This window comes from Actinoplanes subtropicus, from assembly GCF_000721705.1.
Classification (GTDB): Bacteria; Actinomycetota; Actinomycetes; order Mycobacteriales; family Micromonosporaceae; genus Actinoplanes; species Actinoplanes subtropicus.
Genome location: NZ_JOJL01000001.1, coordinates 197,995 through 224,607, shown reverse-complemented (window position 1 = coordinate 224,607; position 26,613 = coordinate 197,995). Strand labels below are relative to the sequence as shown.

Here is a 26,613-nt window from a genome sequence, read left to right as displayed (position 1 = left end):
ATCCCTCGTTCCCTGGAGCATGCCTTGCCACCCCGGTTTGCGCCGAGGTTCCTTGACAGCGACGGACACGGGAACCGTGGGGGTAACAGAGTCATGAACAGCCAGGTCAAATTCGACACGATCGTCATCGGCTCCGGGTTCGGGGGGTCGGTGATGACGTACCGGCTCAGCCACGCCGGGGAGGCGGTGTGCCTGCTGGAGCGCGGCAAGGCCTACCCGCCGGGGTCGTTCGAGCGCAGTCCGGCGGGGCTCGGGCGGGCCGTCTGGAGTCCGGACGAGCACCGGCACGGGCTCTTCGACATCTGGACCTTCCGCGGGGTCGACGCCGTGGTCTCCAGCGGACTCGGCGGGGGCTCGCTGATCTACGCGAACGTGCTGCTCCGCAAGCCGCCCGACTGGTTCGTGCACAGCTCGAACGGCGGGGAGGACTGGCCGATCAGCTACCGCGAGCTGCTGCCGCATTACCAGAGCGTCGAGCGGATCATGGGGGTCACCGCGTACCCGCACAACGAGCCGGACTACGCGATTCCGAAGGTGACCGCGTTCCGGCAGGCCGTCAACGAGTCGGAGCTGCACTGGGTGCCGGCGCGGCTGGCGGTCAGCTTCGCCAACGGGTACACGACCGCGCACCCGGGTGCGCCGATCACGGCGCCCAGCTTCGGCAACGTCCACGATCGGCCGGGGCGGCCGCCGACCGTGCGGCTCACCTGCCGGTTGTGCGGGGAGTGCGACATCGGCTGCAACTACGGCAGCAAGAACTCGCTGGATCACACGTACCTGTCGCTGGCCCGGGACAAGGCCGACATCCGGGTGCTCTCCGAGGTCCGGGACATCGTGTACGAGGACGGCGAGTACGTCGTGCGGTACGTGCAGCACCACCTCGAGGGCGACGCCGCGCCGACGCCGCGGGAGGTCCGGGCCCGGCGGGTGGTGCTCGCCGCCGGCGCGCTCGGCTCGACCTACCTCCTGCTGCGCAACGCCGGGAACCTGCCGGGTCTGGTCCGGCCCCAGCCGGACGGGCCGCTGGGCACCCGGTTCTCCGGGAACGGGGACTTCCTGGCGCTCGCGCTGCGGGCCAAGGGGGCGGACGGCAAGCCGCTGGCGCTGGACGCCGACCGCGGGCCCGTCGTCACGGGCGCGGCCGAGGTTCCGCTCGACCCTCGGGATCCGCGGGCGCGCGGCTACTACATCGAGGACGGCGGCTATCCGGCGTTCGTCGACTGGCTCACCGAGAGCGCCGGAATAGGCCTCCCCGGGCGTACGGTCAAGTTTGCTTTCAAAAGGTTTTTGGCGTGGGCGCTCGGCAACCCGGACGCGCGGATCGGCGCCGACTTCGCCGACCTGATCGGGCCGGGCACGCTGACCTCCAGTTCGCTGCCGCTGCTCGGGATGGGGCGCGACGTGCCGGACGGCACGATGTACCTGCGCGGGCGGAACAACGAATACCTCGGCGTCAACTGGAACCGGCGGTCGTCCCGCGACTACCACCGGGGCATGCGGGACGCGCTGCGGCAGATCAGCGACCGGCTCGGCGCGACCTATCGGGACACCCCACAGTGGCGGTACCTGCGGCGGATCACCACGGTGCACCCGCTCGGCGGCGTGCCGATGGGCCGGGACCCGGAGCACGGCGTGGTCGACCGGTTCGGCCAGGCCTTCGGGCGGGACGGGCTGTTCGTGGTGGACGGCTCGGCGATGCCGGGCGCGGTCGGGCCGAATCCGAGCCTGACCATCGCCGCGTTCGCCGACTGGTCGGCGGAGGCGATCATCGCCGGGGAAACGCGGCGCTGACGAGTCACTGGGTGAGGATCTGCCGGGCGAGCTCGGTCCGTGACCGGACCCCGATCTTCCGGTAGATCCGGCTCAGGTGGAACTCGACGGTCTTCTCGCTGAGGAAGAGCTTGCGGGCCGTCTCCCGGTTGCTCAGCCCGCCGGCCACCGACATCGCGATCTGCAGCTCCTGCGGGGTCAGCTGGGCGACCAGCCCCTCGGCCGTGGGCACCACCCGCTCGCCGGCGGCGCGCAGCTCCTGCTTGGCGCGGCTGGTCCAGACACCGGCGTCCATCCGGGTGAAGGCGTCGAACGCGGCCCGCAGATGCCGGCGCGCCTCGACCCGGCGGCCGGAGCGGCGCAGCCGTTCGCCGTAGCAGAGCGCGGTGCGGGCCCGGGCCAGCGCGTTCGGGGCCGCGTCGTGCATCCGGTACGCCGCCGCGAACAGCTCGTCGTACTCCTCGGCCGCGTCGAGCCCCCGGCAGCGCATCGCCAGCGCCGCCACGGCCGGGAACTCGTCCTGCCGGCTCAGCGTGCCGACCTGCTCGGCCAGCTCGGGCGCGAGCGGCCGCCCGGCCCGCAGATACGCCTCGACCAGGTCGAACGCGGTCGGCCGGCCCAGCATGATCGGCCCGGTCTCGCGCAGACCGGCCCGGTTGACCGGCTCCAGCTGGTCGATCGCCTCCTGGTAGCGGCCCAGGCTCAGGGCCAGCAGCCCGAGCGAGTCCTGGATGGTGGCCGGGTACTCGATCTCCAGCCGCCGGGCGGTCTCGGTCACCCGGGCCAGCAGGTCGAGGCACTCCTCCTCCCGGCCGCGCATGGCCGCGACGTAGGCCAGGCAGCCGCCGTTTAAGTACCGCCACAGGTGCTCGCCGGTCTCGTCGGCGATCTCCACCGCCTCCGCGGCCTGGGCGCTCGCCACGCTGAACCGGCCGGTGCGGGCGCGCACGTACGACCAGCCGTAGAGCACGCACGGCAGCAGGCCGAGCGCGACGCTGCGCCGGGCCTCGTCCTCGACGTGCCGCAGCAGCGCCTCGGCCCGCTCGACCTGCCCGGTCCAGAGCAGGGCGAGCGCGGCGAAGACGGCGTACTCGGGGTCGACCGTGGCGAGGTTGGACTCCGCGATGGCGGCCGCGTTGTCCAGCACCCGGCTGCTCTCCGAGGTGGGGGTCAGGTGGAAGAGGGCCATGCCGAGGATCAACTGCGAGATGAGGTCGGCCGAGCTGCCCGGTGGCGGCACCCGGTCACAGGCCCGGCGTGCCATGTCCAGCGACTCCAGCACGCGGCCGGCCATCAACGCGGCGAAGGCCGCCTCGGCGAGCAGGGAGGTCGCCTCGACCGGGTCGAGCCGGTCGAGCAGCTCGGAGCCCTGGGCGAGCATGGTCACCGCCTGGCGGACCTGGCCGTGGAACAGATGGATGCGGCCGAGCGTGTGGAACAGTTCGGCGCGCAGTTGGGTATCGGTGGCGATGCCGAGGGCGACCTCCAGATGCTGCATGGCCGCCTCGGCCTGCCCGGCGACCCGGGCGTTCTCGGCCGCGCCGCGCAGCCGGCCGGCCCGTGCCTCGGCCCCCTCGGTGAGCGCGGCCGCCCGGGCGAGCGCGGCCGCGGCGGCCGCGTATCCGCCGCGGCGCCGGGCGTTCGCGGCCGCGGCCTCCAGCGCGTGCGCCGCCTCCTCGTCCCGGCCGGTCGCGGCGTGCGCCAGGTGCCAGGCCCGCCGGTCGGCGTCCTCGGGACCGTCCAGCGCGCCGGCGATCGCGCGATGGGCCGCCCGGCGCTCGGCGTCGGTGGTCAGCGCGAACACGGTGGACGGGATCAGCGGGTGCCGGAACTGCACGCGGGCGTCGTCCACCCGGATCAGGCCGGCCTTCTCCGCCTGGTCGAACACGTCGTCCCGCTCGCCGAGCTCGGCCGCCGCGCGCAGCAGGACCCGCAGGTCGGCGGCCGGTTCGGCGGCGGCCACCAGCAGGCCGACCCGGGCCGCGTCGCCCAGCGCCCGGACCCGCTCGGCGAACAGCTCCTCCGCCGCCAGGCCGGCCGGCAGCGGCTCGGGCACCGGCACCGTGCCGGCCCGCTGGGCGGCGCTGAGCTGGGCCGCGACCTCGCGCAGCGCGAGCGGGTTGCCGCCGGTCTGCCGGGCCAGCTGCTCGACCACCGGCGCGATCGCCGGGGTGCCGGCCTCGTCGAGCAACCGGGCGACGTCGCCGACGATCAGCCCGCCGAGGTTGATGACCTGGAACGGGCGTACGTCCAAAGACGTGCGGGCCTCGGAGCGCTCGGCCATGATCAGGCCGACCGGGTCCGCCTGCAGCCGGCGCGCGGTGAACGACAGCGCCTCGACCGTGGGCACGTCCAGCCAGTGCAGGTCGTCGACGCAGATCAGCATCGGCTGCCGGGCGGACGCGGTGGTGATCAGGCCGAACGTCGCCGCGTACGTGGCGAAGCGGTTCTCCGGCGCACCGGGCGCGAGCGCCAGCGCGGCCTTGAGCGCTGCCTGCTGGCCCTCGGGCATGCCCGGCAGTAACTCCAGCAGCGGCTGGAGCAGCGCGTGCAGCCCGGCGAACGGCAGGTCGGTCTCGGTCGGCGTGCCGGTGACCGAGAGGACCAGCATGCCGGTGGCCTGCCGGCGGGCGAACTGGGTCAGCGAGGTCTTGCCGATCCCGGGCTCGCCCCGGATCACCAGCACCTGGCTGCGGCGCTCCTCCCGGACCGTCTCCAGCAGGCGCAGGACGGCTCGGCACTCGATGGCCCGCCCGACGAGCCCCGAGGTGGTCATCGCCGGGCCAGCGCGTCTCGGGTGGCGACGTAACCCATCCGGCCGAGCAGCCGGGCGACCGCGAACCGGGCCCGCCACGGCAGCGGGCGATCACCTACTCGCCGCGAGTCGCCCGGCTCGTACGCCTCGTAGGCGGCCCGGGTGGCCTTGTCGGCGGCGTCGGAGGGCAGGCCGTACCGCTCCAGCGGGCGCTGGTCGAGCCAGGCGAGCACCGATGAGTAACCGAGGTCGAAGTCGCTCTGCCGCAGGTCACGGTCGAGCAGCCCGCCGAAGCGGAACAGGAAGTTCCCGGCGACGGCCCCGCCCACCAGATCGGGCGAGATCAGCTCGATCGGCACCTCGCGGCGCGACACCACGCCGGCCGCCCGGGCCAGCGCGCCGCCGATGTCGCCGGTGGGGGCGCCGCCCAGTTCGGAGACCGCCCGCCCGAGCGCGGCCCGGACCTGTTCGCGGCTGTGCTCGTCCAGCCCTTCGAGGTGGCGGGCGAGCACCTCCACGGCTCGGCAGCGCTCGTTGACCTCCTGGGACTCCCGGACGTCGTCGAGGACGGACTGGGCATCCATGATCTGCACGCTCCGGCGCAGCGTCGCGAGCCAGGTCGGCGGGGTGGCCGGGTCGGCCCAGTCGCGCCCGGCGGAGACCGCGACCGGGAGTGGATCGAGGACGACGTGGACCCGACGATCCGCGGGCCGGGCCCTCGCCAGGTGCATGGTGCGGCCGAGCGGCTTGCGCTTGAGGAGGCTGCCATCGGCGTACCAGAAAGCCTTGGTCCCGGGGAAGTTTTCGACCGCCCCGTCCGGGGAGCGGGTGAGCAGCCGGGGCAGGAAGCCGACCGGATTGGCGGCCGACGCCAGGACCAGCTCGATCATCGGCACGCCCGAGGGGGTGTCGAACCGGACGCCGCCGGGCCCCGGTTCCGCGGTGAAGTCACCCCAGTCCAGGTACGTGACGATCGGCTCGTCGCCGGCCGCGGTGCGGTAGGCGAGCCCGCGCAGGTTGGTCAGCGCCACCGAGACCTCGATCGGCACCGACTGCCGGTGACCGGTCGGCCGGCCCGGGGCGTGCAGGAACGTCTCGGCCAGGCGTTGCAGGGCCGCGCCGGAGAGCGGCGCCCGGCCGGGCCCGGCCCGCAGGAGCGCGGGCAGCGACGCCTCCTCGACCCAGGCGCGCCGGAGCAGATCCACCGGGTCGAGCCCCTCGAGCAGCGCCCGGACGACGAGCACGCTGGTCAGCGCGCCGGCCGAGGAGGCGCCGATCAGGTCGACGCAGACCTGCGGCTCGTCGCCCTCGCACAGGTCGCCGACCGCAACGACGAGCGCGGCCAGGGCGCCTGCCTCGAAGGCGCCCAACGCCACGCCACCGGGAAGGGTCAGCGCCAGCTGGATCGTCATGGCACATCGACTCTCGCAACTCGACCGGATCCGGACAACACGACTGTCGGCATTCCGCAAGGGATTCCCCGGAACAAGCGTTAGGGAAAGCCCGGAAGCCCTGGTGGCGGCACCGGCCGGAGAGTGAGAGGCACTTACCGCACTCGAAGGGAGTTGCCATGCCGGGCAACCAGGACGCCAACATCAAGCTGCTGTACGTCGTCGACGAGAACTCCTTCTTCACGGCCGACACGGTGACCGCCGGCGCCGCGTTCGACGTGATCGCCAACGTCGAGATCGGCAAGGACCTGATGGAGGTCGTCTCCAAGGAGAACCTCTTCGTCTCGGTCGTCAACCTCAGCCGGTCCACCGTGCTCCAGCAGCAGTCGCTGGAGAACGTGCTCATCCCGGTCGACAACCCCGACCCGCTGAACCAGGAACTGCGGATCAAGGTGAGCGGCGGCTGGGCGGCGAACGAGGGCGACGTCCTCGAGGCGATCGCGACGTACAAGGTCACCGCCGGGGTCTTCACCGACTACTCGTCGGCCCGCAGCGGCACCGTCGTGGTGTCGGTCTGACTGTCCGATGCTCGCCATGGCCGAGGACGGTTCCTTCCGGCGGCACGTCGCCGTGCTGTTCGTCGACATCACCGGATTCACCCGGCTCGTCGAGTCCGTGCCGCCGGAGGAGGTCTACCGGACCGTACGCCCGGTGCTGGACGAGCTCAGCCGGGTCGTCCAGCGGCACGGCGGCGAGATCCAGCAGGTTCTCGGTGACGGCTTCATGGCCGTCTTCGGCCTGCGTACCGCCGGCGACGAGGTGGGCAGCGCGGTGCGGGCGGCGCTCGCCACGCTCCAGGTCTCGGCCGACATGCCGGTGCACGCCGGCGTCGAATGCGGCGAGGTGCTGGTGACGCCCTCCTGGGAGCCGGGCCGGTTCGCGGTGTGGGGCCGGGTCGTCAACATCGGCAAACGGCTCTGCGACCTGGCCGCGGCCGGCGAGTTGCAGCTCGGGCCGATGGCGTTCGGCCGGGTCGCCGAGCAGGTCGGCGCGGCAACGCCGGCCTGCGTGACGCTGACGGGCACAGCCGACGCGATCGTCGCTCATCGCGTCGTCGCCTGATGCCTTTCAGTGGCCGCGGAACGCCTCCTCCAGCCACCAGGAGGGGCGGGTCGCGGAGACCTTGGCGTCGACCACCATCGGGACCGAGCGAGGCCCGGCCGACCACTTGCGCACCGGGGCCAGGTCGGCCGGGTCGCGGACGGTCACCGCCTCGCAGCCGTAGCCGCGGGCGATCGCGGCGAGGTCGGTCTCCGGGAAGACGACGGTGTCGAGCGGGTGGCCGGCCGGGCCGAAGTGGTGGACCTCCGCGCCGTACGCGTTGTCGTTGTAGACCACGATCAGCATGCCGAGGCCGAGCCGGCGGATCGTCTCCAGCTCGGCGATCGCCATCAGGAAGCCGCCGTCGCCGCAGGCCGCGATCGGGAGCCGGCCGGGCGAGGCGAGCGCGGCGCCGAGCGCGGTGGCCAGGCCGAGGCCGATCGACTGGAACGCCTGGGTGAAGCAGAAGCCGCGATGGTCGGGGACGGACAGGAACATCGACGGGTAGCCCATGAAGTTGCCGGAATCCACGGCGATCACCCGCTCGGCCGGGAGGATCCCGTCCAGCGCGATCGTGAACGTGCGCGGATCGATGTGCTCGTCGTCACCGTCGTCCGCGTACGGGACGTCGCGCCAGCGCCCCTCGGCGGCCAGCCGCGCCCGGATCGGCGGCACGCGATAACCGGTCCGGGTCGCGCCGCTGAGCAGCGCGCGGGCGCACTCGGCCACGTCGCCGACGATGCCCAGGTCGACCCGGTGGTGGGCGCCGAGCGCGTCGGGGTCCAGGTCCACCTGTACCACGGTGGCGGCCGAGGAGATCAGGCCGCCGTGCCGGGTGGTCCACATGTTCAGCGAGGAACCCCACGCGACCACGGCGTCGGCCGCGGTGATCAGCTCGGCCGCGACCGGGGTGGCGAAGCCGCCGGAGACGTCCAGGCTCCACGGGTCGCCGGCGAACAGGCCCTTGGCCACGGCCGAGGTGGCGAGCAGGGCGCCGCACTCGGCGGCCAGGTCGGTGAGCTCGGCGCGGGCGTGCAGCGCGCCGCGGCCGGCGATGAAGACCGGGCGCTCGGCCTCGGCAAGCAGCTCGACCACTTCGGACAAATCCGTTTTGTCGGGCAGAATGCGATCGAACGTCGGGGGCGCGCTGAGTAAGGCCGGCGCGGCCTGCACCTCCAAAGGCAAATTCAGGACGACCGTACGCCGTTCCGCTACCGCCACCTGCCAGGCGCCGGCGGTGTCCTCGACGGCGGTATCGGCGCCGCGGACCCGGCGGCTGGTCGCGCCCACGGCGATGGCCAGCGCCTCCTGGTCCACGCGGAAGTTCGAGCGCGGGGCGGTGGCCTCGGCGGCCAGAACGATCATGGGGGTACGGCTCTTGGCGGCCTCGGCTATCCCGGTCATCGCGTTGGTCAGGCCGCAGCCCTGGTGGACGGTGACTATGCCGGGGCGGCCGCTGACCCGGGCGTACGCGTCGGCGGCGACGGCCGCACCCGCCTCGTGCCGGGTGGCGACGAAGCGGGCGCCGGCCGCCACGAGTGCGTTGGTCACGTGGAAGTTGCCGCTGCCGACCACGCCGAACACCCGGTCGGCGCCGAGACCGGCCAGCGTTGTGCCGACCACCTCGGCGACGTTCATCGTTCGACGCTCTTGTTCATCGTTCGACCAGGGCCAGCACTCGGGTGGGGCTGCCCGAGCCGCCGACGATCGGCAGCGGGGCGGCGATCACGACCGCGCCGGTCGGCGGGAGCAGGCGCAGGTTCTGCAGCTGGGTCAGGCCGTACTTGCCGGCGCCCAGCACGAAGGAGTGGCACGGGAAGGGCGGGTCGAACGAGTGGGCGGCGCCCGCGTCGGTGCCGACCGTCTCGACGCCCACGCCGATCACCGGCGCCTCCTCGGCCAGCCACCTGGCGGCCTCGACCGAGATGCCCGGGGTGTGCGGGCCGGTCTCGTCGGCGTTGAGGAAGGCCTGCTGGTCGGCGGAGCGGGCGTCCCATCCCGTACGCAGCAACAGCCAACCGCCCGCCGGAAGCGGCCCGTGCGACCGCTCCCAATCGCGGAGGTCGTCGACCGTGAGCAGGTAGTCGTGATCGGACGCCACCCGATCCGACACGTCCACCACGACGGCCGGCGCGACCAGCCGCTGGGGTCGGATCTGCGAGACGTCGTCGCCGTCCTTCGCGGTCACCCAGTGGATCGGCGCGTCCAGGTGGGTGCCGGTGTGCTCGCCGGTGTGGATGTTGTTCCAGTACCAGGCCGGCCCCCGGTCGTCGTACCGGCTGATCTCCTCGAGCCCGAAGGTGATCGTGTCGGCGAACGGCGGGGGCAGCTTGAGGATCGGGGTCTCGCTGGAGAGCGGGGCGGTGAGATCGACGACCTCGATCGTCCCGGCGCTGATTCCGGACACCAGTTCCGACAGAACGCCCATCAGGCGAGCCTAGAGCGCTTCGGCCGGCGGTCAAGCCTTGACGAGCGCGGCGGCCAGCTCGGCCGGCCGGGTGAACTGGGCCTCGTGGCTGCCGGGCGCCTCGATGACCGGCACGTCGCCCAGGCGCTCGGGGAAGCGCGGCGTCCAGCCGTACTCGCCGGGCGGCAGCGAGATGTCCTCGGCGCCGACCACGTAGCTGGCCGGCACGCCGAGCGCCGCCGGGTCGATCGGCTTGACGGTCTCGGTGAAGTACTGCATCGGCTGCGGGTCAGCAGGCCGTGCACGAGGCGCTGCAGGCCCTCCTCCGCGTCCTGCATGAAGGCCGCGGTGAACACCTCGTACGGGAAGAGCACGCTGTTGTTGCCCGAAGCCGCGGCGACCTGGGTGAACATCTCGGCGTAGTGCGGCGGGACCTCGCCCATCAGCGGGACCCCCTCGGCCGGGACGAAGGCGCTCCAGTAGACCAGCTTGCGCAGCCGCGGGGCGAGCCGGTGCGCCGCGCCGGTCATCGGGTAGCCGCCCCAGCTGTGCGCCACCATCGTGACGTCGGCCAGGTCGTGCCGCTCGACCAGGGCGACGATGTAGTCGGCGACATCGTCCAGACTGTGCCGCCGGGGGTCGTCGCCGTCGGCGAGACCGGGCAGGGTGGGGGTGAGCACCTGGTGACCGGCGGCCCGCAGCTGCTCGGCGACCGGCCGCCAGCTCCAGCCGCCGTGGCAGGCACCGGTGATGAGTACGAAGGTTTCCGGCATGACTCCTCCTTGTCCGAGGATCCTCATGATGAGACTATTGGATGACGGTCGTCAAGGATATGAAACGTTGAGGTTTTGATGAAGGCACGGTCGCTGGTTTTCGACCTGTTCGGCGACTATCTGCGCTATCGCGGCGGCGAGGTGCGGCTACGCACGCTGACCACCCTGATGGAGAGCTTCGACGTGCCCGAGGCGACGGTCCGGGTGGTCGCCACCCGGCTGCGCAAGGAGGGCTGGCTCGAGGCCCGGCGGGACGGCCGGGAGACCGTGTACGCCCTCACCGACCAGGCGTGGAAGCTGCTCGACGAGGGGCGCACCCGCATCTTCGCCCGGGCCACCGGGCCGTGGGACGGGCAGTGGCGGATGGTCGTCTACTCGGTGCCGGAGACCGAGCGCGCCCTGCGCGAGCAGCTGCGCAAGCGGCTGACCTGGCTCGGCTTCGGGCCGCTGGCGTCGGGGGTGTGGCTCAGCCCGCACGACCGGGCCGGCGAGGTGCGGGCGAGCTTCGCCGACCGGCCGGCCGTCCGGATCGACACGTTCAACGCCCGCTCGGAGGGGCTCGCCGCGGACCGCGACATGGCCGCACGGGCCTGGGACCTGGCCACCCTCGACAAGGACTACGCCGAACTGCTCCGGCGGTACGAGCCGCGGCTCGCCGGGTACCGCGCGGGCGAGCCGACCGGGCGGCGGGCGCTGGTGGAGCGGATCGGGCTGATCCACGACTACCGCCTGTTCCCGTTCCGCGATCCCGACCTGCCCCCGGAACTGCTGCCGGACGGCTGGTCGGGCCGGGCCGCGCACGAGATGTTCCTGCAGGTGCATGGGCTGCTGCGGGCTCCGGCGGAGGCGTACGTGGACGAGGTCTTGACTTAGATGTTTCAGATTCTGGACGGTCGTAGTATGAGTGTTATACGTTGAGGGCATGCGCATCGCGGTAGCAGGCGGCGGGCCGGGCGGCCTGTTCTTCGCCACGCTCATTCGGCAAGCGGACCCGTCGGTCGAGGTGACCGTGTTCGAACGCAACCGGGCCGACGACGCGTTCGGCTTCGGGGTGGTCTTCTCCGACCGCACGCTGGCCGGCATCCACGAGGCCGACCCGGTTCTGCGCGAGGCGCTGTCCACGTACGGCCGGCGTTGGGACGACATCGAGGTCCGGCTCAAGGGCGAGCGGATCCGCTGCGGCGGCAACGGGATGGCCGCGATCGCCCGGCGCACGCTGCTGCGGCTGATGCAGGCCCGGGCCGGCGAGATGGGCGCCGAGCTGCGCTTCCGCACCGAGGTCGGCCTCGACGACCTGGCCGGCTACGACCTCGTGGTGGCCGCCGACGGCGCCGGCTCACGGATCCGGGAGCGGCTCGCCGCCGGGCTGGGCTCGACCGTGCGGACGGCCTCCGCCAAGTTCATCTGGTTCGGCACCGACTACCTCTTCGACGGGCTCACCTTCCTGCACGAGCGCGGCCCGGATGGGGTCTTCGCGGTGCACGGATATCCGATCAGCCCCGACACCAGCACGTTCATCGTGGAGTGCGACGAGCCGTCGTGGCGGGCGGCCGGGCTGGACGCCTTCGACGTCACGCAGCCGCCCGGGCCGAGCGACCTGGCCAGCAAGGCGTACCTGGAAAAGCTCTTCGCCGACCACATCGACGGGCACCAGCTGCTGGTGAACAACTCGCGCTGGGGCAGCTTCCGCACCCGGCGTACGCAGCGCTGGCACGCCTTCGAGCCGATGCCGGTCGCGCTGCTGGGCGACGCGGTGCACACCGCGCACTTCTCGGTCGGGTCCGGCACGAAGATGGCGATGGAGGACGCGATCGCGCTCAGTGCGGCGCTCGTCGAGCACGGGTACGACCTGCCGGCGGCGCTGCGGGCGTACGAGGCGGCCGCCCAGCCCTCGGTCGACGCCATCCAGGACGCGGCCCGGCCCAGCCTCTGCTGGTGGGAGCGGTTCGGCCAGTACCACGACGCGTTCGAGCCGTGGCAGTTCGCGTACCACTTCCTGTCCCGCAGCATCACCGACGCCCGGCTGGCCCGGCGGGCGCCCGGCTTCGTCCGCGCCACGCACGAGCGGTGGCGCGCGGTCCACGGGGCCGAGCCGCTCGCCAGCCCGGTGACGGTGGCCGGCTGGCAGGTGCGCGGCCGCACCGTGGCGGTCACCCGGCAGGGCGCGTACGCGGAGGCCGAACTGCCCGGCGCCGAGTTGGCGCTGCTGCCGGAGCCGCCGGCCGGACGGGCCTATTGGGGCGCGTGGCTGGAGGCGCCGGGCGACGAGTCCGGGCTCGCCGACGCCGAGGAGACGCTGGCCCGGCTGGTCGCCTCCGGCCCGGCCCTGGTGGCGGTGCACGGCGGCACCCCGATCACGCGATCGCTGCTCACCGAGCAGGTCCGGTTGCGGCACCGGCTGCCCGCGCTGCTGGTCGACGACGACCTGGACCGCGACCGGGCGATCACCGCGGTGCTGTCCGGCCGGACCGACCTCGTCGCGTCCTCGAGGGTGTCCGCATGACCGCCGTGCTGTCCACCACCTGTTCGCTCGACTCGCTCTTCGCGCCGCGCGGGGTGGCGGTGATCGGGGCGTCCCGGAGCCCGGCGAAGCTCGGCGCGGCGCTGGCCCGCTCGCTGCGCGGATTTCCCGGCTACGTCGCGCTGGTCAACGCCCGCGACGCCGGCCCCGGGATGCACACCTCGGTCCGGGACGCCGCCGGGCAGGGCCCGATCGACCTCGCGATGATCTGCCTGCCCGCCGCGGCCTGCGCGACCGCGCTCGCCGAGGCCGCCGCGGCCGGCGCCCGCGCGGCGATCGTCTACGGCGGCGGGTTCGCCGAGGCCGGCCCCGACGGCGTACGCCACCAGCGCGAACTCGCCGCCGTCGCGGCCGAGACCGGCATCCGGCTGCTCGGGCCGAACACGTCCGGCTTCCTCGCCCCGCACCACGGGCTCACCGCCAGCTTCGTCCCCGGCGCCGGCGCGGTGCCCGCCGGCCGGGTCGCCGTGGTCGCCGCCAGCGGGGGCGTCAACCACACGCTCGCGTTCCTGCTGACCGAGGCGGGGCACGGGGTCAGTCTCGCGGTGGGGCTGGGCAACGGCGTCGATGTCACAGCCGCGGACGTGCTCGACCACCTCGGCGGCCGGCCGGACACCCGTGCGGTGGCGCTGCACGTCGAGTCGGTTCCCGATGGGCGGCGGCTGGTCGAGGCGGTGGCCCGGCTGGTGCCCGCCGTGCCGGTCGTGGCGCTCGTGGTCGGGCGCAACGAGGTGGGCGCGTTTGCGGCCTCGCACACCGGGGCCCTCGCGACCTCGTGGCGGACCACCCGGGCGGCGCTGGCGCAGGCGGGGGCGGTGCTGGTCGGCGACGAGCGGGAGCTGGTGGACGCGGTGACGGCGCTGTCGCTGACGCGGCTGCGGCCGGCGGCGGATCCGGGCGTGGGGGTGGTGACCGCGCAAGCCGGGCCGGGGCTGTTGCTGCTGGACGAGCTGCGCGGGCGGGAGGCGCGGGTGCCGGAGCTCACCGAGGGGACACGGGAGGAGCTCGGTCGGTTGTTGCCGCCGCTCACGTATCAGCGGAATCCGGTCGACACCGGGCGGCCGGGGGCGGGGTTCGACCGGGTGTTGGCGGCGGTCGGGGCGGATCCGGGGGTCGATGTGACGGCGGCGTTTGCCATTGCCGAGCCGGACGCGTTCGATCTCGTCGCGGCGGTCGAGGCGGGGGGCGGTTTGCCGCTGGTGGTCGGGACCAGCGGGGTGGGGGCTGAGGTTGCCGCTGTCCGGAGGGGGCTGCTCGATCTTGGGGTGCCGGTCGCGGGGGATCCCTCGGGGGTGGCGGCCATGATCGGGGCGCTGGTCGGCGATGCTCGGTCCCGGTTCCGGGCGTTGCATCGTGATCTGCCGGCCCGCCGCGAGCAGTCCCTGCGAGCGGGCCAATTGCCCGCGCCGGCCGGCCAAAAATCGCCCGCGCCGGCCCGCCACGAACCGCCCCCGCCCGGTTGGGTGGGGCCCAGTGAAGCAGCCGGGTCTGACAGTTTTCCGCCGTCGTCCACAGGCGACCCGATCGGCCCCGGCCCGTGGGACGAGGACCAGGCCAAGACCCTCCTCGACCAGCGCGGCATCCCCACGATGCCCCGGCGCGCCTGCACCACCCGCGCCGACGCCCACCAGGCCCTGGCCGACCTGCCCACCCCCGTGGCGGTCAAACTCCTCGACGCGGCCGTCCTGCACAAAACCGAAATCGGCGGCGTACGCCTCAACGTATCCACGCCGGACCAACTGGACGAAGCCCTCGACGCCCTCGAGGCCGCCGGCGCTCGCCGTTTCCTGGTCGAATCCATGGCCCCGCCCGGCGTCGACCTCGTCGTCGGCGCCCGCCACGACCCGGTCTTCGGCCCCGTGGTGCTCTGCGGCCTGGGCGGCACCGCCGCCGAGGCGCTCGCCGACGTGGCGCTGCGGCTCGCACCGCTGACCCTCGCGGAGGCCGCCGCCATGCCCCGCGAGCTGGCCGCCCGGGCGCTGCTCGACGGCTGGCGGGGCGGCCCGATCCTCGACCCGGAATCGTTCGCCGCCGTGCTGGTCGCGCTCGGCGACCTGCTGCACGCCAACCCCCAGCTCACCGAGATCGAGATCAACCCGCTGCGACTGACCGGCCGGGGGCTGTTCGCCCTGGACGCCGTCGCCGTCTCCATCGCGAACGACCCGGAGGTGCCCGTTGGCCACGCCGATCAGTGACGGCATCGTTCCCTGGCCCGGCCCGGAGGTCGCCCGCTACGTGGCGGCCGGGTACTGGGCCGGGCAGCCGCTCGGCGACCTGCTGCGCGCCGCCGCCGACCGGACCCCGGAGGCGCTCGCCCTGGTCGACGGCGGGCTGCGGTTCACGTACGCCGACCTGCTCGACCGGATCGACGCCGCCGCCGGCCGCCTGCTCGACCTCGGCCTGTCCGGCGGCGACCGGATCGTGGTCCAGCTGGCCAACGGGTGGGAGTTCGTGGTCCTCACCGGCGCCTGCCTGCGGGCCGGCATCGTGCCGGTGATGGCCCTGCCCGGGCACCGCCGTACCGAGCTGGCCTACCTGGCCGCCCATGCCGAGGCGGCCGCGATCGCCGTGCCCGACCGGCTGCGGGACTTCGACCATCAGCGGCTCGGGCACGAGCTGGCCGAGGTCGTGCCGGGGCCGTGGACCGTGCTGGTCGCCGGCGACGACGTCGCGCCGGGCAGCGTCGACCTGCGGGCGGTCTGTGCGCCCGCCGACGACCCGGCGGCGGCCCGGGCTCGCCTGGACGCGGCCCGGCCGGGCAGCCGCGACGTGGCCGTGTTCCTGCTTTCCGGCGGCACCACCGGTCTCCCGAAGCTGATCGCCCGTACCCATGACGACTACGCGTACAACGCGCGGGCCAGCGCCGAGGTCAGCGGCGTCGACGCCGGGACGGTCTACCTGGTCACCCTGCCGGCCGGGCACAACTTCCCGCTCGCCTGCCCGGGGATCCTCGGCATGCTGCTGGCCGGCGGGACGGTCGTCATGCTGCCCTCGCCCGAGCCGGCGCGGGCGTTCGCCACCATCGCCGCGGAGCGGGTGACGCACACCGCCGTGGTGCCGGCGGTCGCCGGGCGCTGGCTGGAACACGCCGCCGAGCACGGCGCGAGCGAGCTGAGCACCCTGCGCGTGCTGCAGGTGGGCGGGGCGCGCCTCGCCGACGAGCTGGCCCGCCGGGTCGGCCCGGTGCTGGGCGCGCGGCTGCAGCAGGTCTTCGGGATGGCGGAGGGGCTGCTCAACTACACCCGGCTCGACGACCCCGACGAGGTCGTCTGCACCACGCAGGGCCGTCCGATGTGTCCGGACGACGAGGTACGCCTCGTCGACGAGTTCGATCGGGACATGCCGCCGGGCGAGCCCGGCTCGCTGCTGACCCGGGGGCCGTACACGCCGCGCGGCTACTACCGGGCGCCCGAGCAGAACGCGCGGGCGTTCACCGCGGACGGCTGGTACCGCAGTGGTGACATCTGCCGGCGTACGGCCGATGGGAATTTGATCGTCGAAGGCCGCGACAAGGACATGATCAATCGGGCCGGCGAGAAGATCTCGGCCGAGGAGGTCGAGAACCTGGTCTACCAGCTGCCCGGCATCAGCCAGGTGGCCGCGGTGGCGATGCCGGACCCCAAGCTGGGCGAGCGGGTGTGCGTGTACGTGGTGCCGCAGCCCGGCCACCGCGTGACCCTCGACCAGATCCGGGCCGGCCTGGAGCGGATGGAGATCGCCCGCTTCAAGCTGCCCGAGCGGCTGGTCGTCGTCGACGAGCTGCCGAGCACCAAGGTCGGCAAGGTGGACAAGAAGGCGCTGCGGGCCGACATCGCCGCGCGCTGACGCTCAGGGGGTGTACACCTCGGCCAGCTTGGTCGCCACGCCGCCGTCGGCGGTGACCGTGGCCAGGCCCTGCGGGTTGGTCTTCAACCACTGGGCGAACGCGGCCGGCTTGATCGGGCAGGTCCCGCCGCCGGTCATCGAGCCGATGCAGGTGCCTTCGCCCTTCGGGTCGTCGTACGTGGTCAGGGCCGGCCGGTTCACCGCCGGCACGGTGACCGTCAGGTGGCTCTCGACGATGGTGTATTCCTGCTCGCACCGCCCGTCGGTCTGCTTGATCTTGAAAAGCTTGCAGTAGTCGGGACCGGACAGCAGCAGCACCGGCTGGGCCACCACGACATGCGCGATCGGATCGTACGACTGGAGCTTGACCACCGACGAGGCCCGGCCGCTGCCCAGCAGATCGGGAAAGCGGGCCGGCGTGTCCACGGCCGGCGACCGGAGCTCGGCGTTGGCGAAGGCGGCGCCGGCGTCCCCGCTGTGCGCGTCGTTGATCGCGCCGAGCCGCACCTGCCCGCCGGCCAGCAGCGGGTCGGTGAGCGGCAGGCTCAGCACGGCCGCGCCGTCGACGGTCACCCGGGCCGTGCCGTCGTGGACGACGATGCCCGCCCGGTGGGTCTGCCCGGGCGCGAACGCCGTCGAGGCGACCTTCTGCTCCCCGGTGACGTCGTCCTGGTCGTCCAGCCCGAGCCGGATCTCCGCCGGGCAGAAGGACGCCCGGTAGCCGCTCTGGTCGACGACCCGGAACCAGATCACCGCGCAGGCGCCCGGGGTGACCACGGTGGCGTCGACCGCGATCGTCTGGTCGCCGGCGAACGTGGCGGTGGGGCCGGTGCAGCTGTAGACGCTCGACAGATGGGTGGTCGCCACCAGGCGCCCGCCGTCGAAGGCGCACCAGCCGGCGGCGTTGTCGCTGGGCCGGCTGTCCTTCCATTGGGCGCGGCGATCCAGCCGGTCGATCAAAGACGGGCCCTGGACGCGTGCCTTGACCGCGGTGGTGGGCAGGGCGCCGGACGGGCTCGCGGCCGGCGCCGGCGAACTGGCCAGCAGCCGGTGGCCGGGTCCGTGGGCGAACAGCAGGCCGCCGACCGCCAGCGCCACGACGCCGGCGAGGGCGGCCGCGAGGCGACCGGCCCGGCGGCGGGGCACGACATCGGTGCGTACGCGCTCGGGCCGCAGCCGTCCGGTGTGCGCGGCCGCCTCCGCCGCCTGAAGCAGCTCGGGCCGCTGGGCCAGCGCCCCGCCGGACTCCGTGGCCAGCAACTGGTCCAGCAGGTCGTGCGCGGTCGGCCGGGCATCCGGGTCCTTGGCCAGGGCCCGGCCGACCAGATCGCGCAGCGGCCCGTCGAGGCCGGCCAGGTCGGGCGGCTGGGTCAGGATGCGGGCCGCGGTGGCGGCCGGCGAGTCGGCCCGGAACGGCGTACGCCCGGTGGCCGCGTAGGCCACCACCACGCCCCAGGCGAAGATGTCGGCGGCCGGCCCGGCCAGCCGGTCGGTCTCGCCGTCGAACCGCTCCGGCGCCATGTACGCGACCGTGCCCACCATCTGGTCGGTACGGGTGTGCCGGCTGGTCGCCTCCAGCGCGCGGGCGATACCGAAGTCGATCACCTTGGGCGTACCGAGCGAGAAGAGCACGTTCTGCGGCTTGAGGTCGCGGTGGATCACCCCGGCGCCGTGGATGGCCGCCAGCGCGGTGGCCACGCCGACCGCGACGCTGTGCAGGGTGCCGCCGGACAGCCGGCCCTGCTCCTTGATCACCTCTTGCAGGCTCGGCCCGTCGACGTACTCGACGACGAGGTAGGGCGTCTCGTGGTCGAGATCGGCGTCGAGCACCGCGGCGGTGCAGAACCCGGGCACCTCCCGGGCCCGGTTGACCTCGCTGCGGAACCGGCCGCGAAACTCCTGGTCCCACGCGAGCTCGGCCCGGATCACCTTCACCGCGACGAGCCGGCCGTCGGGCGCGCGACCCAGGAAGACGGCGCCCATGCCGCCCTCCCCCAGCCGCCCGACCAGCTCGTAGTCGCCGAGCCGCCGGGGGTCGTTCGGCCACAGTGCACGAGTCACGCGCAGCACCCTACCGGCCGTGTCACCGAGCATCGCCGGCCCGAGCCGACGGCATGCACGAGAGCGAAACAGACCGTTAACGAGACGCATCGGTCAAGTCGCTCCTGGTGACGTCATCCTGAGTTGACCGGCGCCGTTCCAGCCGAGGGGAGAGGCACGCATGACGCCCGAGACAGACCTTTCCGCGTACGTCGTGAAGCTGCTCGACGAGCACATCGACGCCATGCAGCGCCTGCGTGCCGAGATGCGGATGCGCGCGACCACCCGGCCGGGCGCACGCTATGTCCTAGCCCTCGACGGCATCCGCGCCGCGCAGGAGTTCAGCGGCCGCCTCCTGGCCGCGGTCCCACCCTCCCCGACTCAGACGGCCGGGTAATCGTCGGTTCAGCAGCACGCAGGTCGCCGAGAGCGCGAAAGATGGCTAGACCGCGGCCGGGAGGTTGGCCGAGCTGAAGGCGCGGCCGTCGTCGGTGACCACCGCCGACTCGTAGCCGTCGGTGGCTATCTTGGCGAGCCATTTCAGGCCGGGCTCGCCCATGGCCAGGGCCGCCGTGGCGTAGGCGTCGGCCAGCGACAGATCCGGGCCGACCACGGTGACCGAGCGCAGGCCCTGGGCCGGCTTGCCGGTGCGCGGGTTGATGACGTGGTCGCCGCGCTCGTACGTGCCGGAGGTGGCGATCGCCCCGTCGGTCAGGGCCAGCACCCAGCTCAGCTTGTCGGCCTCCCACGGGTGGCGGATGCCGACCCGCCACGGGCCGCCGTCGGGGTGGTGGCCGCGCATGCGGATGTCGCCGCCGGCGTTGATGTAGTGGTTGGTCGAACCGGCGGCGGCCAGGCGGGCCGAGGCCACCTCGACCGACCAGCCCTTCACGTAGCCGGAGGGGTCGAGCGGGCCCCCGGCGTACGCGTCGAAGTAGCCGTCGGTGGCCCGCCAGAGGTCGGCGCACGCGTTGAGGACGTGGCGCAGGTCCTCCGACGCGTCAGCCGCCGTGAGCTCGCCGCGGCGCAGGCGCATGACCTCGCTCTCCGGCTGGTACGTGGAGAAGCGGGCGTCGACCTCGTGCAGCCAGCGGCACACGTCGGCGATCAACTCACCCAGCCGGGCCGCGGGGAGGTCGTCGGCCAGCTCGATGCTGACGGCCGTACCCATGACCTGCTCGACGTGGCGCACAAGCAGGAACCCTACGCCTTGGCCGAATCCAACGCCGCTTGCAAGCTCTCCTGGTACGACTGGCTGGTGTAGGTGGCCCCGGAGACGGCCGCGACCTTCGCGCTCTGCGCCTGCAGCGTCTCCTGCTTGAGCTTCGGGACCGCGACCGGGTTGATCGTGGCGCTGTTGCCGGTGGTCGGGTAGGTCGCGTCGACCGCGGTGATCTTCCCGTTCGCGATCTTCAGGGTGACCTGGACCGTCCCGTACGGATTGGTCGCGCCCTTGCCCTTGAACGTGCCGTCCTTCAGGCCGCTCTTGTTCTTCTCGGGTTCGGTCGTCTTCTTCCCGGCGCCGCCGGCGGTACCGGCCGGCTTCTTGGCGGTGGCCTCGGGGGCCGGGTTGTCCACCAGGCTGGTCGAGGGCGGCGCGGCGGCGGGCGCCGACGGCGGCTGGACGCTCAGGCGCACGCCCACGATCAGGGCGGCGCCGGTCAGCGTGCCGACTGCCGCTGCGGTACTACGTCGCATCTCTCCTCCGAAGAAAGATCAGAACTCGAACGGGTCGAGGTGAAGCTGGCTGTCGGGGACGTCGAGCTCACGCAGCGTGCCGACGGCGGCCTCCACCAGCCCGGGCGGCCCGCAGAGGTAGACGTCCCGGCGGGACACGTCCGGCACCAGCCCGAGCAGGCCGTTGGGGGTGAAGAGCCGGCGCGGCCCGGGATCGTTGCGCGACCCGACGATGTAGCGGACCCACGCGTCCCGCCGCTCGGCCAGCTCCTCCAGTTCGCCGCGGAAGACCAGCTCGTCCGGCCGGGACGCCCGGTAGATCACGATGGTGTCCGGCGGCATGTCCTCGAGCAGCGCGCGGACCGGCGCGATGCCGCTGCCGCCGGCGATCAGCAGGGCGCGGCGGCGGGTCCGCCGCTGGGCCGTGAACGTGCCGAACGGGCCCGCGGCCCACACCGGCGTGCCCGGCTTCATCTGGGCCAGCCGCTGGGTGTGGCCGCCGACCGCGGTCACGGTCAGCCGCAGCCACTCCGAGTTCGGCGCCGCGGAGAGCGAGAACGGGTGCGACTGCCACCAGCCGTTGCGGGTCAGGAAGCGCCACCGCATGAACTGGCCGGCCTGGGCCGGGAGCTTCTGCAGCTTCTTGCCGTCGATGTAGATGGAGAACGTGTTGGCGGCGCCCTCGGCGACGACCTCGGCGACCTCGAAGCGGTGCCGGGCGTTCAGCCAGAGCGGCTCGACCAGCCGGCCCCAGACCAGCGCCGAGATGACCAGCGCGGTGAGCGCCGGCCAGAACACCGAGGCGAACTTGCCGCTCAGGTCCGCGCCGGTGGCGACCTGGTGGCCGTAGCCGAGCAGCAGGACCAGGTAGCCGGTGAGGTGGATCAGGTGCCAGAGTTCGTACGGCAGCTTGTTCCGCGCGGCCCGGATCGAGATCAGGCTGATCACGACCAGGATGATCGTCGCGGCGACCGCCTTGAGCATGTCCGGGAACGTGGTCACGATCGTCCAGGCCTGGTCGACCACCTTCGCCTTGGCGGTCAGCGCGTAGCCGTACGTGATGAAGACGATGTGCGCGAGCACCCCGACCACCAGGGTGGTGCCCAGCCAGCGGTGCCAGCGCAGCAGGTCGCGCGCGCCCACCCACTCCTCGAGCCAGGAGACCCGGCTCATCATCAGCAACTGGATGAACAGGATGTAGCCGGAGATCAGGCCGGTGATCCGCCCGGCCGCGAGCATCGCGGTGGCGGTGTCGTTGATCGCGCCGGCCTGGGTGTCGAAGAGCCAGAGCGAGACGCTGGTGGCCAGCCCGGAGAAGAACAGCAGGATGGTGAGCAGGCGGTTGCCGCTGACCGCCTCGGCCGGCGGCCGGTCGTCCGGGATCGGCGGCTGGGCCGGGCCGGTGGCCTTCCAGCCACTCGGGTCGGTCTGCGATTCGACCAGGATGTCGCTGCGCCGGTAGGGGTCCTCCGCCTGGCGCCGGTAGGGGTCCTCCGCCTGCCGGTAGGGCTCGTCGTCGTCGATGTAGGTGTCCCAGGTCGGCGACCGGCGGTCGTCGATCTCGGGAACCTCGCGTACGTCCGAGGCGCGATCGTCGTAGTCGTCCGTCCAGGGGTCGGCCGGGGCGGGCATCTGCGGCTCCGACAACCGCGAGTGCCGCGACTCCTCGTACTGGGCGTGCTGTTCGATCGGCGAGTCGTCGTACCGGTCGTCGTACCGGGGCGCGTCCTCGTACCGGGAGGTGGCCGATTTGTCCGGCCGGAGCGCCGCGAAGAACGAGGCGTCGTCGTCCTCGTCCGGCGCGAAGCGCTGTTCACGAGAGGTCTGGAACATCGGCGGTCCTTGCGCCATCGTCCTTCACCCGTCCAGCAGTCGTCTCACGGCGTCGGCCACCCCCTGCGGCCGGCGTGACGACCCGGTCTCGGGGAGCCGTCTGGATGAGATACGCAGCGGACGCGAGCATCGCTCAACCGGATCCGGAATTTCTCGGCCGCGGCCGCCGCGATACCGTCGCGCGATGCGCGCCGAAAATGTCGCCCCAATATGGCCAGACCTGGTCACGGTGGTCGGCGTGGGCGCCGGCGGGTGGTCGGGCCTTTCCCGTACGGGCCGGGGCACCGTCGAAGCCGCCGACGTCCTGTTCGGCAGCGCCCGGCAGTTGGCGCTGGTCCCGGCCTCGGTGGCGGCCGAGCGGGTGACCTGGCCGACACCGCTGCTGCCGGCGCTGCCCGGCCTGCTCGACGCCCATCGGGGGCGCCGGATCTGCGTGCTGGCCAGCGGCGATCCGATGTTCCACGGGATCGGCGCGACGCTCGTGCGGGTGTTGGGAGCCGATCGCGTACGGGTGGAACCGCACCCCTCCGCCGCCTCGCTCGCCGCCGCCCGGATGGGCTGGCCGCTGGCCGACACCGAGGTCGTCAGCCTGGTCACCGCCCCGGTCGACGCGGTCCGGCGGCTGATCAATCCGGGCCGGCGGTTCCTGGTGCTCTCCCGGGACGCGTCGACGCCCGCGCTGGTGGCCGGCGTGCTGATCGGGGCCGGCTACGACCTGGGTAAAATCACCGTTTTGTCCCAACTGGGTGGCCCGGACGAGTGCGTCACCACCGACCTGGCGGCCGCCGACCCGCTCAACGTGGTCGCGGTCGAGTGCGGGGACGGCCCCGCCACGGCCGTCGTCCCCGGCCTGCCCGACTCGGCGTACGAAACGGATGGTCAACTCACCAAGCGCGAGGTCCGCGCGGTGACCCTGGCCGCCCTCGCGCCGACCCCCGGCGCCCTGCTGTGGGACGTCGGCGGCGGCTCGGGCAGCATCGGGATCGAGTGGATGCGCAGCCATCCCGCCTGCCGCGCGTACACGATCGAGTCCTCCCCCGCCCGCTGCGCGACCATCCGGACGAACGCCGCACTGCTCGGCGTGCCCGGTCTGTCCGTCGTCGAGGGCCGAGCGCCCGGCGCCCTGACCGGCCTGCCCATCCCCGACGCGGTCTTCATCGGCGGCGGGCTGACCGCCGAGGGCGTGCTCGACGCCTGCCTGGCGGCCCTGCGCCCGGGCGGCCGGCTGGTCGCGAACGCGGTGACCGTCGAGTCCGAGGCGGTGGTGGCGGCGGCGTACGCGAAGCTCGGCGGGGAGCTGACCCGCCTCACCGTCAGTCGCGGGTCGCCGGTCGGCGGCTTCACGGGGTGGAGGACGATGATGCCGGTGACGATCTGGTCGGTGACTACGTGACGGTCCACTTCATCGGGGCCGGCCCGGGCGCCGCCGATCTGATCACCGTGCGCGGCCAGCGCCTGATCGCCTCCTCCCCGGTCTGCCTGTACGCGGGCAGCCTCGTCCCGGTCGAGCTGCTCGACGCATGCCCGCCCGGCTGCCGCAAGGTCGACACCGCCGGCCTGAACCTCGACGAGATCATCGCCCTGCTGGCCGAGGCGCACGCCGAGGGCCTGCACGTGGCCCGCCTGCACTCCGGCGACCCCTCGGTCTTCAGCGCGGTCGCCGAGCAGATGCGCCGCCTGACCTCCCTGCACATTCCGTACGAGGTGGTGCCGGGCGTGCCGGCGTTCGCGGCCGCGGCCGCGGCCCTGGGCCGGGAGCTGACCGTCCCCGAGGTCGCCCAGACGGTGATCCTCACCCGCACGGCGGAGCGGGCGACGGCGATGCCCCCGGGCGAGGACCTGGCGACGCTGTCGGCCAGCCGGTCGACGATGGTGCTGCACCTGGCCGTCCAGCGCATCGAGGCGGTGGTCGCCGACCTGATCCCGGCGTACGGCCCGGACTGCCCGGCGGCGGTGGTCGCGTTCGCGTCCCGCCCCGACGAGGTGGTCCTGCGGGGGACGCTGGCGGACATCGCCGCCCGGGTGAAGGAGGCCGACATCCGCCGCACCGCGGTGATCGTGGTCGGCCCGGCCCTGACCGCGGCCCAGTTCCCCGACAGCCACCTGTACTCCACGACCCGATGCCGCCCCTGACCGTTCTGATCCTCGGCGGCACCACCGAGGGGCGCGCGCTGGCGGCCGCGCTCCGCACGTACCGGGTGATCAGCTCGCTGGCCGGCCGCACCCGGGAACCGCTGCTTCCGGCGGGCGAGGTGCGGATCGGCGGCTTCGGCGGGGTCGACGGCCTGGCCGACTACCTGCGGGCCGAGCGGGTGGACATCCTGGTCGACGCCACCCACCCGTTCGCCGAGCGGATCAGCGCCAACGCGGCCGCCGCCACCGCCGCCACCGGCGTGCCGCTGCTGGTCCTGCGCCGGCCCGGCTGGACCGAGCGGCCCGGCGACGACTGGCGCCGGGTGCCCAGCCTGGAAGCCGCCGCCGCGCTCCTCCCCCACCTGGGCCGGCGGGTCTTCCTGACCACCGGCCGCCAGGGCCTGGCCGCCTTCGCCGGCACCGGCGAGTGCTGGTTCCTGGCCCGCTCGGTCGAGCCGCCGGCCCCGCCCCTGCCGCCGCACCTCGAGGTCCTGCTGGATCGCGGCCCGTTCACCGTCGACGGCGAACTCCGCCTGCTCCGCGACCACCGCATCGACGTCCTGGTCAGCAAGGACAGCGGCGGCGCCGACGCCAAACTGACCGCCGCCCGCCGGCAGGGCATCCCGGTCGTGCTGATCGACCGCCCACCACGCCCGCCCGCCGCGACGATGGTCAACTCGGTCGAGTCATGCATTAGCATGATCAGCCAAATCGGGGGCACATAGAGAAACGCGAGCTGACAGCCATTCACGGGGACAAGCGCGCCACTCGCCGCGCCGTACTGCTGACAATTCTGATAGGTGCCGCGGCCGTCATCCGGTTCGTTCTGCTCGCCCACGAGTGGCCGGCGAGCAACAGCGACGAGGGCACCATGGGCCTGATGGCGATGCACATCGCCGAGGGCCGCGACTTTCCGGACTTCATGTACGGCCAGTCGTACATGGGCTCGGCGGAGTCCTATCTGGCCGCGGCGGTGTTCCGGGTGTCCGGCCCGTCGCTGGTCGCGTTGCGGGTTCCGATGGTGCTGCTGTTCCTGGTCTTCCTGCTGACGATGTACGTCCTGGCGCGCCGGCTGCACGGCACCGGGGTGGCGCTGGTCTCCGTCGGCCTGCTGGCGCTGGGCTCGCGGGAGGTCTACGGCTACGAGTCGGTGACCGAGGGCGCGATTCCGGAGACGCTGCTGGCCGGCACCATTCTGTTGCTGCTCGGCCACCGGCTGCTGGAAACGGCCGACCGCGGCGCGGACTCCGCCCGGCGGTGGCTGCTGGCCGGCTGGGGCCTGACGGCCACCCTCGGGTTGTGGAGCACCATGCTGGTCGCGCCGTTCGTGCTCACCTCGGGAGTCCTGGTCTGGCTGGCCCACCGGAGGCTCGAGGGCCGCGCGCCCCGGGGCGGCGGGTGGGCCCTGACGGCCGGGCTGCTGGTCGGCGCGCTGCCGTGGCTGGCGCATGACCTGACCCGGCCGTTCGGCGACAGCTCGCTGGCCACGCTGGCCGATCTGTACGTCCACGGCGGCACCGGCCTCGGCAGCGGCCAGTCCACCGGGTTGGTGAGTCAGGTGACCAACACGCTGACCATCAGCCTGGCCTACATCACCGGCGGGTCGGCGATCGCGCACCCCCGATCGGCGCCGGCGTGGCCGCTCGCCTTCGACGGGGGCTGGCTGCCGCCCGCCGCCAACGCCATCACCACGGTGTGGGGCCTGGCCGTCGTCCTGCTCTGGGCCGCCGGGCTGATCGGCACGCTGCGGACGCTGCGTGACCGGCGACCACAGGCGTGGCGGCCGCAGTCGTACGGCCGGCTCGCGATGCTGGTCAGCGCCGGCCTCGCCACGGTCGCCTTCGCGGCGAGCCCGACGGCGGGCGTCGCGCCCGCGAACAACGTCCGCTACCTGGTCGGCGTCCTGGTCGCCACGCCGGCCCTGATCGCGCCGCTACGGTCGCTCTTCCCCCCTCCCGTGCGCGCGGTCACCCTCGGACTGGTCATCATCACGCTCGCCTTCGGCACCGTCCAGGCGTTTCGAGACGCGAGCCACAGCCCGGGCGAGGCCGCCAGCCGGCAGTTGATCCGAGCCCTGCAGCGTAACGGGATCAGCCACATCTATGGCGGCTACATGGACTGCGACCGGTTGACCTTCATCAGCCGCGAACAGATCACGTGCGCCGTCCTGTTCGAGGGACCGAGAGACAGCCTCACTCCCGGATTCGACCGCTATCTGCCGTATCGGGCCGAGGTCGCGGCCGACCCCAAGGCGGCCTATGTGTTCCGCTCCGGCGATCCGCGGAACGAGACCCTGGCCCGCTCGACCTGCCGGTGGCAGAGCCACTGGCAGCTGCTCGGCTACGAGATCTGGCAGCCGGCCGAGCCCTGCGGGGTAACCACCTGAG

General features: G+C 73.3%; 21 protein-coding genes. 12 read left to right on the top strand and 9 right to left on the bottom strand.

The window, feature by feature from the left end:
* Nucleotides 1–93 precede the first annotated feature (93 nt).
* Complete coding sequence (locus IH26_RS0101065) at nt 94–1,791, top strand: GMC oxidoreductase (protein ID WP_030434170.1); 1,698 nt, start codon at nt 94–96, stop codon at nt 1,789–1,791.
* Between the two features lie 4 nt (nt 1,792–1,795).
* Here the strand turns inward: IH26_RS0101065 and IH26_RS0101060 are convergent, their stop codons facing one another.
* Together IH26_RS0101060 and IH26_RS0101055 are read right to left on the bottom strand one after the other, a co-directional pair.
* A complete protein-coding gene (locus IH26_RS0101060) occupies nt 1,796–4,546 on the bottom strand; it encodes an AAA family ATPase (protein ID WP_051807189.1) in 2,751 nt (916 codons plus the stop codon).
* On the bottom strand, nt 4,543–5,937 hold the full coding sequence (locus IH26_RS0101055) for a patatin-like phospholipase family protein (RefSeq protein WP_030434168.1): 1,395 nt from the start codon (nt 5,935–5,937) through the stop codon (nt 4,543–4,545). Before IH26_RS0101055 ends, IH26_RS0101060 begins: the two co-directional genes overlap by 4 nt.
* Nucleotides 5,938–6,095: 158 nt before the next feature.
* Between IH26_RS0101055 and IH26_RS0101050 the strand changes: the two genes are divergently transcribed.
* Both IH26_RS0101050 and IH26_RS0101045 read left to right on the top strand, forming a co-directional pair.
* Nucleotides 6,096–6,494 (top strand): hypothetical protein, encoded by a 399-nt coding sequence (locus tag IH26_RS0101050; RefSeq protein WP_030434167.1) that lies wholly within the window; start codon nt 6,096–6,098, stop codon nt 6,492–6,494.
* Between the two features lie 16 nt (nt 6,495–6,510).
* Nucleotides 6,511–7,038, top strand: a complete 528-nt coding sequence (locus IH26_RS0101045) for an adenylate/guanylate cyclase domain-containing protein (protein ID WP_169789697.1) — start codon at nt 6,511–6,513, stop codon at nt 7,036–7,038.
* A 6-nt stretch (nt 7,039–7,044) separates the two neighbouring features.
* Here IH26_RS0101045 and IH26_RS0101040 read toward each other — a convergent pair whose 3' ends face one another.
* Genes IH26_RS0101040 through IH26_RS56965 form a run of 3 tightly spaced genes read right to left on the bottom strand, consistent with a single transcriptional unit; the run spans nt 7,045 to nt 10,197 of the window.
* Nucleotides 7,045–8,655, bottom strand: a complete 1,611-nt coding sequence (locus IH26_RS0101040) for a thiamine pyrophosphate-binding protein (protein WP_030434165.1) — start codon at nt 8,653–8,655, stop codon at nt 7,045–7,047.
* 16 nt (nt 8,656–8,671) lie between these two features.
* Nucleotides 8,672–9,445: a cyclase family protein gene (locus tag IH26_RS0101035; RefSeq protein WP_030434164.1), complete on the bottom strand. Its 774-nt coding sequence runs from the start codon at nt 9,443–9,445 to the stop codon at nt 8,672–8,674.
* A complete protein-coding gene (locus IH26_RS56965; RefSeq protein WP_211268539.1) occupies nt 9,445–10,197 on the bottom strand; it encodes an alpha/beta fold hydrolase in 753 nt (250 codons plus the stop codon). Before IH26_RS56965 ends, IH26_RS0101035 begins: the two co-directional genes overlap by 1 nt.
* 78 nt (nt 10,198–10,275) lie before the next feature.
* On the opposite strand from IH26_RS56965, the gene IH26_RS0101025 reads away from it, so the two are divergent.
* From IH26_RS0101025 to IH26_RS0101010, 4 genes are read left to right on the top strand one after another with little or no spacing between them, the layout of a single operon-like run.
* Entirely contained in the window at nt 10,276–11,070 is a 795-nt protein-coding gene (locus tag IH26_RS0101025; RefSeq protein WP_030434163.1) for a PaaX family transcriptional regulator, read from the top strand.
* Between the two features lie 49 nt (nt 11,071–11,119).
* Nucleotides 11,120–12,700, top strand: coding sequence for an FAD-dependent monooxygenase (locus tag IH26_RS0101020; RefSeq protein ID WP_030434162.1), 1,581 nt, complete (start codon nt 11,120–11,122; stop codon nt 12,698–12,700).
* Nucleotides 12,697–14,913, top strand: coding sequence for an acetate--CoA ligase family protein (locus tag IH26_RS61930; protein WP_030434161.1), 2,217 nt, complete (start codon nt 12,697–12,699; stop codon nt 14,911–14,913). Before IH26_RS0101020 ends, IH26_RS61930 begins: the two co-directional genes overlap by 4 nt.
* Nucleotides 14,894–16,543 carry a (2,3-dihydroxybenzoyl)adenylate synthase gene (locus tag IH26_RS0101010; protein ID WP_030434160.1) on the top strand — a complete coding sequence of 550 codons (1,650 nt, stop codon included), beginning with the start codon at nt 14,894–14,896 and terminating at the stop codon, nt 16,541–16,543. The genes IH26_RS61930 and IH26_RS0101010 overlap by 20 nt, the downstream gene beginning before the upstream one ends.
* Before the next feature lie 3 nt (nt 16,544–16,546).
* On the opposite strand, the gene IH26_RS59375 is transcribed toward IH26_RS0101010, so the two are convergent.
* Nucleotides 16,547–18,604, bottom strand: coding sequence for a serine/threonine-protein kinase (locus IH26_RS59375; protein WP_245664860.1), 2,058 nt, complete (start codon nt 18,602–18,604; stop codon nt 16,547–16,549).
* 160 nt (nt 18,605–18,764) lie between these two features.
* Here IH26_RS59375 and IH26_RS0101000 point away from each other — a divergent pair, with 160 nt between their 5' ends.
* Nucleotides 18,765–18,980, top strand: coding sequence for a hypothetical protein (locus IH26_RS0101000; protein WP_030434158.1), 216 nt, complete (start codon nt 18,765–18,767; stop codon nt 18,978–18,980).
* A 45-nt stretch (nt 18,981–19,025) separates the two neighbouring features.
* On the opposite strand, the gene IH26_RS0100995 is transcribed toward IH26_RS0101000, so the two are convergent.
* From IH26_RS0100995 to IH26_RS52885, 3 genes are read right to left on the bottom strand one after another with little or no spacing between them, the layout of a single operon-like run.
* Entirely contained in the window at nt 19,026–19,754 is a 729-nt protein-coding gene (locus IH26_RS0100995) for an FAD:protein FMN transferase (RefSeq protein WP_034213290.1), read from the bottom strand.
* Nucleotides 19,755–19,786: 32 nt separating this feature from the next.
* A complete protein-coding gene (locus tag IH26_RS0100990) occupies nt 19,787–20,281 on the bottom strand; it encodes an FMN-binding protein (RefSeq protein ID WP_030434156.1) in 495 nt (164 codons plus the stop codon).
* 18 nt (nt 20,282–20,299) lie between these two features.
* The gene (locus IH26_RS52885) at nt 20,300–22,093 is read right to left on the bottom strand and encodes a ferredoxin reductase family protein (RefSeq protein ID WP_030434155.1); all 1,794 of its coding nucleotides are present in this window, start codon (nt 22,091–22,093) and stop codon (nt 20,300–20,302) included.
* A 184-nt stretch (nt 22,094–22,277) separates the two neighbouring features.
* Here IH26_RS52885 and IH26_RS0100980 point away from each other — a divergent pair, with 184 nt between their 5' ends.
* The 4 genes from IH26_RS0100980 to IH26_RS52880 all read left to right on the top strand — a co-directional run bounded on the left by IH26_RS0100980 (nt 22,278) and on the right by IH26_RS52880 (nt 26,612).
* Nucleotides 22,278–23,486 carry a bifunctional cobalt-precorrin-7 (C(5))-methyltransferase/cobalt-precorrin-6B (C(15))-methyltransferase gene (locus IH26_RS0100980; protein WP_030434154.1) on the top strand — a complete coding sequence of 403 codons (1,209 nt, stop codon included), beginning with the start codon at nt 22,278–22,280 and terminating at the stop codon, nt 23,484–23,486.
* On the top strand, nt 23,441–24,226 hold the full coding sequence (gene cobM / locus IH26_RS0100975) for a precorrin-4 C(11)-methyltransferase (protein WP_245664859.1): 786 nt from the start codon (nt 23,441–23,443) through the stop codon (nt 24,224–24,226). Before IH26_RS0100980 ends, cobM begins: the two co-directional genes overlap by 46 nt.
* Nucleotides 24,214–24,951 carry a cobalt-precorrin-6A reductase gene (locus IH26_RS0100970; RefSeq protein WP_030434152.1) on the top strand — a complete coding sequence of 246 codons (738 nt, stop codon included), beginning with the start codon at nt 24,214–24,216 and terminating at the stop codon, nt 24,949–24,951. The genes cobM and IH26_RS0100970 overlap by 13 nt, the downstream gene beginning before the upstream one ends.
* Nucleotides 24,952–25,106: 155 nt before the next feature.
* Nucleotides 25,107–26,612, top strand: a complete 1,506-nt coding sequence (locus IH26_RS52880; protein ID WP_169789696.1) for a glycosyltransferase family 39 protein — start codon at nt 25,107–25,109, stop codon at nt 26,610–26,612.
* The last annotated feature ends 1 nt before the right edge of the window (nt 26,613 follow it).

What these genes read in the sequence shown, in the direction of transcription:
- IH26_RS0101065 (WP_030434170.1), top strand. Translation starts at nt 94, where the DNA reads ATGAACAGCCAGGTCAAATTCGACACGATCGTCATCGGCTCCGGGTTC.
- IH26_RS0101060 (WP_051807189.1), bottom strand. Translation starts at nt 4,546, where the DNA reads ATGACCACCTCGGGGCTCGTCGGGCGGGCCATCGAGTGCCGAGCCGTC.
- IH26_RS0101055 (WP_030434168.1), bottom strand. Translation starts at nt 5,937, where the DNA reads ATGACGATCCAGCTGGCGCTGACCCTTCCCGGTGGCGTGGCGTTGGGC.
- IH26_RS0101050 (WP_030434167.1), top strand. Translation starts at nt 6,096, where the DNA reads ATGCCGGGCAACCAGGACGCCAACATCAAGCTGCTGTACGTCGTCGAC.
- IH26_RS0101045 (WP_169789697.1), top strand. Translation starts at nt 6,511, where the DNA reads ATGGCCGAGGACGGTTCCTTCCGGCGGCACGTCGCCGTGCTGTTCGTC.
- IH26_RS0101040 (WP_030434165.1), bottom strand. Translation starts at nt 8,655, where the DNA reads ATGAACGTCGCCGAGGTGGTCGGCACAACGCTGGCCGGTCTCGGCGCC.
- IH26_RS0101035 (WP_030434164.1), bottom strand. Translation starts at nt 9,445, where the DNA reads ATGGGCGTTCTGTCGGAACTGGTGTCCGGAATCAGCGCCGGGACGATC.
- IH26_RS56965 (WP_211268539.1), bottom strand. Translation starts at nt 10,197, where the DNA reads ATGCCGGAAACCTTCGTACTCATCACCGGTGCCTGCCACGGCGGCTGG.
- IH26_RS0101025 (WP_030434163.1), top strand. Translation starts at nt 10,276, where the DNA reads ATGAAGGCACGGTCGCTGGTTTTCGACCTGTTCGGCGACTATCTGCGC.
- IH26_RS0101020 (WP_030434162.1), top strand. Translation starts at nt 11,120, where the DNA reads ATGCGCATCGCGGTAGCAGGCGGCGGGCCGGGCGGCCTGTTCTTCGCC.
- IH26_RS61930 (WP_030434161.1), top strand. Translation starts at nt 12,697, where the DNA reads ATGACCGCCGTGCTGTCCACCACCTGTTCGCTCGACTCGCTCTTCGCG.
- IH26_RS0101000 (WP_030434158.1), top strand. Translation starts at nt 18,765, where the DNA reads ATGACGCCCGAGACAGACCTTTCCGCGTACGTCGTGAAGCTGCTCGAC.
- IH26_RS0100995 (WP_034213290.1), bottom strand. Translation starts at nt 19,754, where the DNA reads ATGGGTACGGCCGTCAGCATCGAGCTGGCCGACGACCTCCCCGCGGCC.
- IH26_RS0100990 (WP_030434156.1), bottom strand. Translation starts at nt 20,281, where the DNA reads ATGCGACGTAGTACCGCAGCGGCAGTCGGCACGCTGACCGGCGCCGCC.
- IH26_RS52885 (WP_030434155.1), bottom strand. Translation starts at nt 22,093, where the DNA reads ATGTTCCAGACCTCTCGTGAACAGCGCTTCGCGCCGGACGAGGACGAC.
- IH26_RS0100980 (WP_030434154.1), top strand. Translation starts at nt 22,278, where the DNA reads ATGCGCGCCGAAAATGTCGCCCCAATATGGCCAGACCTGGTCACGGTG.
- IH26_RS0100970 (WP_030434152.1), top strand. Translation starts at nt 24,214, where the DNA reads ATGCCGCCCCTGACCGTTCTGATCCTCGGCGGCACCACCGAGGGGCGC.
- IH26_RS52880 (WP_169789696.1), top strand. Translation starts at nt 25,107, where the DNA reads ATGGCGATGCACATCGCCGAGGGCCGCGACTTTCCGGACTTCATGTAC.